The organism is Neisseria sp. P0008.S004, from assembly GCF_051962755.1.
Lineage (GTDB): Bacteria > Pseudomonadota > Gammaproteobacteria > Burkholderiales > Neisseriaceae > Neisseria > Neisseria subflava_A.
Window position 1 is genome coordinate 1 of sequence record NZ_JBQCUZ010000016.1, and the last position, 8,367, is coordinate 8,367.

Annotated in this window: 4 protein-coding genes; 1 reads left to right on the forward strand and 3 read right to left on the reverse strand. The window is 46.1% G+C overall.

Going from position 1 to position 8,367, the window contains the following annotated elements:
• Both ACTHSW_RS10600 and ACTHSW_RS10605 read right to left on the reverse strand, forming a co-directional pair.
• The coding region (locus ACTHSW_RS10600; protein ID WP_440373900.1) for an ESPR-type extended signal peptide-containing protein at positions 1 to 3,211 on the reverse strand (3,211 nt) is incomplete at its 3' end.
• 558 nt (positions 3,212 to 3,769) lie between these two features.
• The gene (locus ACTHSW_RS10605) at positions 3,770 to 4,390 is read right to left on the reverse strand and encodes an L-threonylcarbamoyladenylate synthase (RefSeq protein ID WP_004521114.1); all 621 of its coding nucleotides are present in this window, start codon (positions 4,388 to 4,390) and stop codon (positions 3,770 to 3,772) included.
• Positions 4,391 to 4,605: 215 nt separating this feature from the next.
• Here ACTHSW_RS10605 and dusA point away from each other — a divergent pair, with 215 nt between their 5' ends.
• Positions 4,606 to 5,610: a tRNA dihydrouridine(20/20a) synthase DusA gene (gene dusA, locus ACTHSW_RS10610; protein ID WP_070460248.1), complete on the forward strand. Its 1,005-nt coding sequence runs from the start codon at positions 4,606 to 4,608 to the stop codon at positions 5,608 to 5,610.
• A 237-nt stretch (positions 5,611 to 5,847) separates the two neighbouring features.
• On the opposite strand, the gene ACTHSW_RS10615 is transcribed toward dusA, so the two are convergent.
• Positions 5,848 to 8,367: collagen-flanked surface repeat-containing protein (locus ACTHSW_RS10615; protein ID WP_440373901.1), on the reverse strand; the 2,520-nt coding region annotated here is incomplete at its 5' end.

Genomic DNA, 8,367 nt, shown 5'->3' on the forward strand with positions numbered 1-8,367 from the left:
CTTGGGCTTCGGTGGTGATGTTGTCGTCGCCGGCAACGGTCACGGTGGAGCCGAGTTTTTCGATATTGGTGCTGCCGTTGTCGCCGCTAAAGGTCAGGCCTTTGCTGTCAACGGCGGTTTTGGCATCTACGCCTTTTTGGATGTTATCTTTAGTGCTTTGAGCGAGATCGATACTGTAATTAGTTGTGACTGCGCCATCGGATGCAGTTGTAGTATTGGAGGTCAAATTCAAAGCATTGGAAACTTGTACAGTTGCTTTATCTGCGCTGACGGTATAAGTGGTTTCTTTGCCTGAAGTTGTTTTATTAACGTGCGTGTTGCTGCCTGCCGCTACATTGGTTGTGGTTTTGGCATTATTGATGGCATTGGCTACATCACCAGCAGTCGCTACACCGGCAGTCGGTGCGGAAACTGTGCCATTATTATTGACAGACAATGTGCCTTGAGTGACGTTGATTTGGACTTTTGATGCATTCTCGCCATCGGTAACTGCAACGGTCGTCAAGTTGCCATTAGCGTAGTTGACTGTACCGTTGTTATTGATACGGGATTTGTCTGTACCGTTTTGTTGGATATTGTGTCCAACATTGTTCATAACAGTGTACAGTTGGCTACCATTAACTGCATCGGTTGAAGTGGCGGAAATACGGCCTGCAGCAACATTCTGGATTTGGCGTTCATTGCCTGCGCTGCCTACAGAAACCGCGCCTGTTTTGGAGGATGAAGAAGCCGCATAGCTGACATTGGTCGCAGCGCCGCTATCGTTTTTGAATGTTGCATTTTTAGCTGTTGCATCAAAATTATTGGCAGTGCCAACAGCACCATTGCCCAATGCAACAGAGCTACCAACCGTAGTCGTCGCACCATTACCCAACGCAACTGAATCGCTTCCAGTCGCTTTTGCATTATTACCGCCGGCAAAACTATTCTGCCCGGCAGCTTGGGCTGAGGAACCAATAGCGGTGGAATAAAGGCCTGAACTGTTTGCCTGCTTACCAATGGCGATAGAATAAGATTGAGCAGTCTGTGCCTGATGACCAATTGCAACAGAATCATCACCGACTGCATTTGACAAATAGCCCATTGCCGTACCGTTATTTTGTGCTGCTGCCCTTGCACCGACAACGGTTGCATTTTCGTAGTTGGCTCTACTGTGAGCACCGACGACTATAGAGTAATTGCGATCATTTTCTGTATTCAAACCTATGGCGATAGAACCTGTACCGCGAGAATTGGCATTAGAGCCTAAAGCCACGGCACCCACAGTTCCTGAAGTTACAGTTGCATTTGGGCCAACGGCAACAGAAGACGAACCAAGTACGTTGGCATTATGGCCCAAGGAAACACTACCCGTCGCACCTGTACTTGTTGCTGCATTTGGTCCGATGGCAATCGAATTGGTTGCTTTTGCGCCATCATTATTCCAGTTTTTCGTACCGTCAGTTTTGCCTTCTTCTGACTTAACAGAAAAATAACGAACGCGTTCAAGCGCATTCAATACGCCATAAAGTTGAGAGCCGTTGATGGCATCAGTAGAAGTAGCAGAAATATCGCCAGGGGATACATTGATAATTTGGCGTTCGTAACCTTGAGAACCAACAGACACAACATCACCGGCATCGGTAGTTTGACCGCCTGCCCAAGTGTAGGTTACACCCATAATTTCGCGTTGAACGTATGCCCGACCTTCTTTATCGGTTTTAGAAGCCGTACCCAAAGCCACAGAGTTCAGCAAAGTTGCTTTTGCACCTGTACCCAAAGCTACACCACCAAAGGCAGTGGCTTGAGATTTAGTACCAATAGCCAGAGACAAATCGGCAGATGAATTAGACTGCACACCTAATGCAACAGAACCTTGACCGGCAATGGTATTACCATAAACCCCGCTATTCATTGTATCTCCGGTCATTTCTTTATAGATATCCCGCAGATTTTTACCACGTAGCGCATATTCACCAACTTTCGCACCTTGGGCATTGTATTTGATGAATTTGTCCGTTGCGCTGCCTGAATATTGGGTACCACCAACACTATCAAGGTCATCACCACCCACCGAGATAGATGAATTACCCTCAGCTACAACATTACCACCAACCGCAATAGATTGGTCACCCTTTGCCCACGCGCCCTCAGGTCTGCCCTGTGCATCGACACGGTTACCTGAACCAATAGCAATAGCCTGAGTTATCTTAGGACTACTTGAATCGCCTACTCGAGCCGTATTACCAATAGCAATATTATTGTGAGTTAAACCCGGGTGCATAATGTTTTGGGAAAGAACCCCAGATGCACGTCCAATAGCAATCGTACCAAGGCCGGTTGCATTCGCGTCTGCACCAAGTGCAATAGCACTTGATAGCGCACTACCCGAACTTGGAGAATTTGCCACTGCACTTTTACCGATGGCAATGGTGTTTCCAGTTTGAGCTTGGGTTGAATTACCTATAGCGATAGACTCACTTTGATAACCCACTGCATTGGTACCGATTGCAATGGCATTTTGCGCATTGGCTGCAGCCTGACTGCCGCTGCCAATCGCAATGCCGTCTTGACCTCTTGATGTACTGGATTTACCCAAAGCCATTGAGCCAATACCATAAGCCTGAGCTTCATTACCAAGCGCTGTAGTACTAACATTGTTGGCAAGAGCATTCTTACCTACCGCTGTCGCTTGCGTACCATTTGCTTTGGAATCTGCACCCAGTGCTGTTGAATCTGCAGAAACAGCATTGGCACTTTTACCTATCGCTGTTGCATATGAACTACTTGCACTTGTATCTGCACCCATCGCAACAGCATGAGTTTGGGTAGCCTTGGCATTTGTACCAACAGCAAGACTGTTATTATGTGTTGCATTTGCACTCGTACCTACCGCAACTGCACCATTAGCCGTGGCATTGGCTGATGCTCCTACTGACAGAGCACCAATACCGGTCGCTGTTGCACCGCTGACCGCAGTAGCACTGGTTGGAGGATCAACCGCAATTAGCCCACGTCCCGCAGTTGCCGCATACGAATTACCTGCACCCAAAAGAGCTGCCGAAATCACTGTCAATCTGAAAACTGTCGCGATACCATTTTTACCGGATTCGGCAGATACATCTGTACTGTTTTGTTCTGCAGACGATTTCACACGGCCTTTGGCCAATTCGGACGTTACAACGAAAGATTGAATCGTACGGTTCCAAACGACTTTAAATATCTTATTCATTAGTGTGTCTTTCTCTTTTTATGATGGGTAAAAGCGTAGGCGTGAGCATGACGCTACTTTAAAAAATCTATTGCGGAGGATTTCCCTGCAAAATGCTTGCTTCGAGCTGACGTTTATTGTCACTTTAAGACGAAATTTAGGTCTTTTACTATCTCGAAGTGAAATAGTATTTCATACTTACTAAATATCCGCTAGTCAGAAATATCAACCGATTATCTTTAATTTCTAAATAAAATTACGGCTTTCAACCAAAAAACCAATCATCAAAAGGGTTTCAGCCATGTTTCTATTAATAAGCGGTGTGTTGCATTCCATTGACAAGTCACAAGCAAACACAGTAACCATGCAACTCATATGCCAATTATTTAAAATATTATTTATTAAAAAACGAAAGAAAAAGGCCGTCTGAAATGTTTCAGACGGCCTTTAATGAAATGATATTGAACAACTACTTGCTTAAATAATTTGGTTTTTAAGCTATCAATAAAATCGGCAATATGCTTTTAATACGTCATAGAAAGAATACGCATATCCCTACTTATACAAACGTAGATGGTTTTACAAACCGAATACGGCAATATCGCCCTTGCCTTGACGAATCAGCTCGGTGCCATCGGTCATATCGATAACCGTCGTCGGCTCAGTACCGCACCAGCCACCATCGATAACCAAATCGACAGCATGTTCAAGACGGTCTCGAATTTCGTATGGATCGGTCAACGGCTCTTCGTCTTCAGGCAGCATGAGGGTGCAACTTAAAATAGGTTCGCCCAATTCTTGCAAAAGTGCCAAGGCAGTAGCGTTATCAGGAACACGCAGGCCGATGGTTTTGCGCTTGGGATGAAGCGTGCGATTGGGTACTTCTTTGGTTGCCTGCAGGATAAAGGTGTAGCTGCCGGGCGTAGCTGCTTTGAGCTGGCGGAACTGGGCATTATCCACTTTGGCGTAAGTACCCAATTCACTCAAATCGGCACACATCAAGGTCAGGTGGTGTTTTTGATCGATTTTGCGAATCGTGAGAATGCGCTCCATCGCATTTTTGTCGCCGAGTTTGCAACCCAGTGCATAGCAGGAATCCGTAGGGTAAACGATGACGCCGCCACTGCGGACAATATCGGCGGCTTGCTTGATGAGGCGGTCTTGGGGATTATCGGGATGGATGGCGAAAAATTGTGCCATGTTTTTTTCCTTATCATTCTAATGGTTTGTTGTTTGACATTTTAAAACTTATTTGGCCGTCTGAATATTGGATTTCCACCACAATGAATGGATTTAGCCTTAGCTACAACACGGCTGACCCAGTGATCCTTATATATAATTTTGATTTACCGGCCGATATCGAAAGTCAATTTAATACACTATATAATGCATTATTTTGTTTGAAAGTCATCTCAATGCCTGCTTCTTCCCTACCTTCCCGCCACTTGTCTGTCGCACCTATGCTTGATTGGACAGACAGACACTATCGCTTTATGGCGCGACAAATTACACGCAATGCTTGGCTTTATAGCGAAATGGTCAATTCAGGCGCAGTAGTTTACGGAGATAAAGACCGCTTTTTGAGTTTCAACGAAGGCGAGCAACCGGTAGCTTTACAGCTTGGCGGCTCAGATCCGCATGACTTGGCAATCGCTACCAAAGCGGCTGAAGCGTATGGCTATAATGAAGTCAACCTAAATTGCGGCTGCCCCAGCCCACGCGTTCAAAAAGGCGCTTTCGGCGCTTGCCTGATGAATGATGTAGATTTGGTGGCAGATTGTTTGAACGCGATGCAGGATGCAGTTGAAATTCCGGTGACGGTCAAACACCGCATCGGTGTAGACAGACAAACAGAATATCAAGTCGTAGCAGATTTTGTGGGAACATTACACAAAAAAACAGCCTGCCGCACATTTATCGTCCATGCGCGTAATGCTTGGTTAGACGGTTTATCCCCGAAAGAAAACCGCGAAGTCCCGCCACTCAAATATGAATACGTCTATCGCTTAAAACAAAATTTTCCCGACTTGGAAATTTTGATTAACGGCGGCATCACCACCAACGAAGAAATCGCCGAACATCTGAAATTTGTCGATGGGGTCATGATCGGGCGCGAGGCTTATCATAATCCAATGCTGATGCGCAATTGGGATGTACTGTTTTACAACGACACACACGCACCAATCCAATACGCAGATTTAGCAGCTTGGCTATACGCATACAGCCGCGAACAAATCGCCTCAGGGCGCGGCACCATCCTACGCCACATCGTCCGCCATGCACTGGGCTTGATGCACGGCCTAAAAAATGCCCGCACTTGGCGCCGTATGCTCTCAGATGCCGCTTTGCTGAAAGACAACGACGGCAGCCTGATTCTAGACGCATGGAAAGAAGTCGAACGCGCAAATATTTGGGACTAATGCCATATCGTTCGAATAAATGAAAGGCCGTCTGAAACATCAAATGATGTTTCAGACGGCCTTTTAAATTACAACAGACTGCTAAAGATATATTCATTTCTCTTTGGCTACTATGATGATTAATTCATCGAATAAACCCAACACATAATCTAAGCATAAAAAAATGCGGCCTAAATAGGCCGCATTTACTTTGCTTCGTCTTTTCAGACGGCCTTTTCAGGCCGTCTGAAAGTCAGATTACCATTGGTAACCAACTGCTGCGGTAGCACCGAAGTGACCACGTGAGTTGCCGGAAGCAGTACCTTTGATGATCCAGTTACCACCATCGGAGATGCTAGAGAAGCCGACAGCGTAACCGGTTTCACCGCGGTAGTGACCGCCACCGATAGCCAGCATGCTCTTACCTGGCAAGTAAGCTTGTGGCAGACCGGCAGTAGCCAGAGCTTGAGCCACACCTGCGCGGGCGTTGTTGTCAACCTTGTTCACATTGCTGTTCACATCGCCGAATTTTTGGTTCAGCTGGTCAACGTTAACTGCATCGGTACCTTTCTTACCTGGAGCAACATTTTGGATAGTAGTATTGCCGGCATCGATACCACCTTGGTTGATGGTTACAGGACCTGCTTTCAGTTCGTTAGTAGTAACACTGTTAACGGTCAGATCAGGGTTCATGCTGACTTTCAGCGCATCGCCGTCTTTCTTAACGAAGATGTTTTGAACTTCTTTCTCTGAAGTCTTACCGGTTGCTTTGTCGAATACTTGAACTTTAGTACCCGCATCACCTTTAATCTGAATAGTGTTATTCAGAGGTTTGGAGATAGAGCCGTCAGTAGTACCAGTCTCGTCAACCAGACCGAAGGTGCCATCAGCATCTTTACCGTCTTTACCGTCTTTACCATCTTTCACGGTTGCAGTAGAAGTAGAGATGACTTTACCGTCTTTATCGAAGTTGTTGATAGTGATGGTAGAAGTACCTTTAGCTTCATCACGCTCAACTTTACCTTCAGCAGACTTACCGTTGTCACCGGTATCACCTTTAGCTGCAGCTGTACCATCTTTAACAATGGTAGTAGTGGTATTACCTTCGCCATCAGTGATGGTTACAGTATGAGTGCCGTTGCCGTTGTCTTTAACTTCGGCTTTAGCATTCTTACCATCTGCACCAGTAGCGCCAGTTGCACCGTCTTTAACGATAGTAGTAGTGGTATTACCTTCGCCATCAGTGATGGTTACAGTGTGAGTGCCGTTGCCGTTGTCTTTAACGTCGGCTTTAGCATTCTTACCATCTTCACCTTTAGCACCGGTATCACCCTTAGCTGCAGCTGTACCATCTTTAACGATAGTAGTAGTGGTATTACCTTCGCCATCAGTGATGGTTACAGTGTGAGTACCGTTGCCGTTGTCTTTAACTTCGGCTTTAGCATTCTTACCATCTGCACCAGTTGCACCGGTAGCGCCAGTTGCACCGTCTTTAACGATCGTAGTAGTGGTATTACCGTTACCGTCTTTGATGGTTACAGTGTGAGTACCGTTGCCGTTGTCTTTAACTTCGGCCTCAGCGTTCTTACCGTCTTTAACGATAGTAGTAGTGGTATTACCTTCGCCATCAGTGATGGTTACAGTGTGAGTGCCATTGCCGTTGTCTTTAACGTCGGCTTTAGCATTCTTACCATCTGCACCAGTTGCACCGGTATCACCTTTAGCTGCTGCTGTACCATCTTTAACGATAGTAGTAGTGGTATTACCTTCGCCATCAGTGATGGTTACAGTGTGAGTGCCGTTGCCGTTGTCTTTAACTTCGGCTTTAGCATTCTTACCATCTGCACCAGTTGCACCGGTAGCGCCAGTTGCACCGTCTTTAACGATGGTAGTAGTGGTATTACCGTTACCGTCTTTGATCGTTACAGTGTGAGTACCGTTGCCGTTGTCTTTAACTTCGGCTTCAGCGTTCTTACCGTCTTTAACGATAGTAGTAGTGGTATTACCTTCGCCATCAGTGATGGTTACAGTGTGAGTGCCGTTGCCATTGTCTTTAACATCGGCTTTAGCATTCTTACCATCTTCACCTTTAGCACCGGTATCACCCTTAGCTGCAGCTGTACCATCTTTAACGATAGTAGTAGTGGTATTACCTTCACCATCAGTGATGGTTACAGTGTGAGTACCGTTGCCGTTGTCTTTAACTTCGGCTTTAGCATTCTTACCATCTGCACCAGTTGCACCAGTAGCGCCAGTTGCACCGTCTTTAACGATGGTAGTAGTGGTATTACCGTTACCGTCTTTGATGGTTACAGTATGAGTACCGTTGCCGTTGTCTTTAACTTCGGCTTCAGCGTTCTTACCGTCTTTAACGATAGTAGTAGTGGTATTACCTTCACCATCAGTGATGGTTACAGTGTGAGTGCCGTTGCCGTTGTCTTTAACGTCGGCTTTAGCATTCTTACCGTCTGCACCGGTATCACCTTTAGCACCAGTTGCACCTGTTTCACCGGTAGCGCCAGTTGCACCGTCTTTAACGATGGTAGTAGTGGTATTACCGTTACCGTCTTTGATCGTTACAGTGTGAGTACCGTTGCCGTTGTCTTTAACTTCGGCTTCAGCGTTCTTACCATCTTTAATGATAGTAGTAGTGGTATTACCTTCGCCATCAGTGATGGTTACAGTGTGAGTGCCGTTGCCGTTGTCTTTAACGTCGGCTTTAGCATTCTTACCGTCTGCACCGGTATCACCTTTAGCACCAGTTGCACCGTCTTTAAC

Excerpts from the sequence above, each read along its gene's own strand:
- ACTHSW_RS10605 (WP_004521114.1), bottom strand. The coding sequence starts at position 4,390 with ATGGCACAATTTTTCGCCATCCATCCCGATAATCCCCAAGACCGCCTC.
- dusA (WP_070460248.1), top strand. The coding sequence starts at position 4,606 with ATGCCTGCTTCTTCCCTACCTTCCCGCCACTTGTCTGTCGCACCTATG.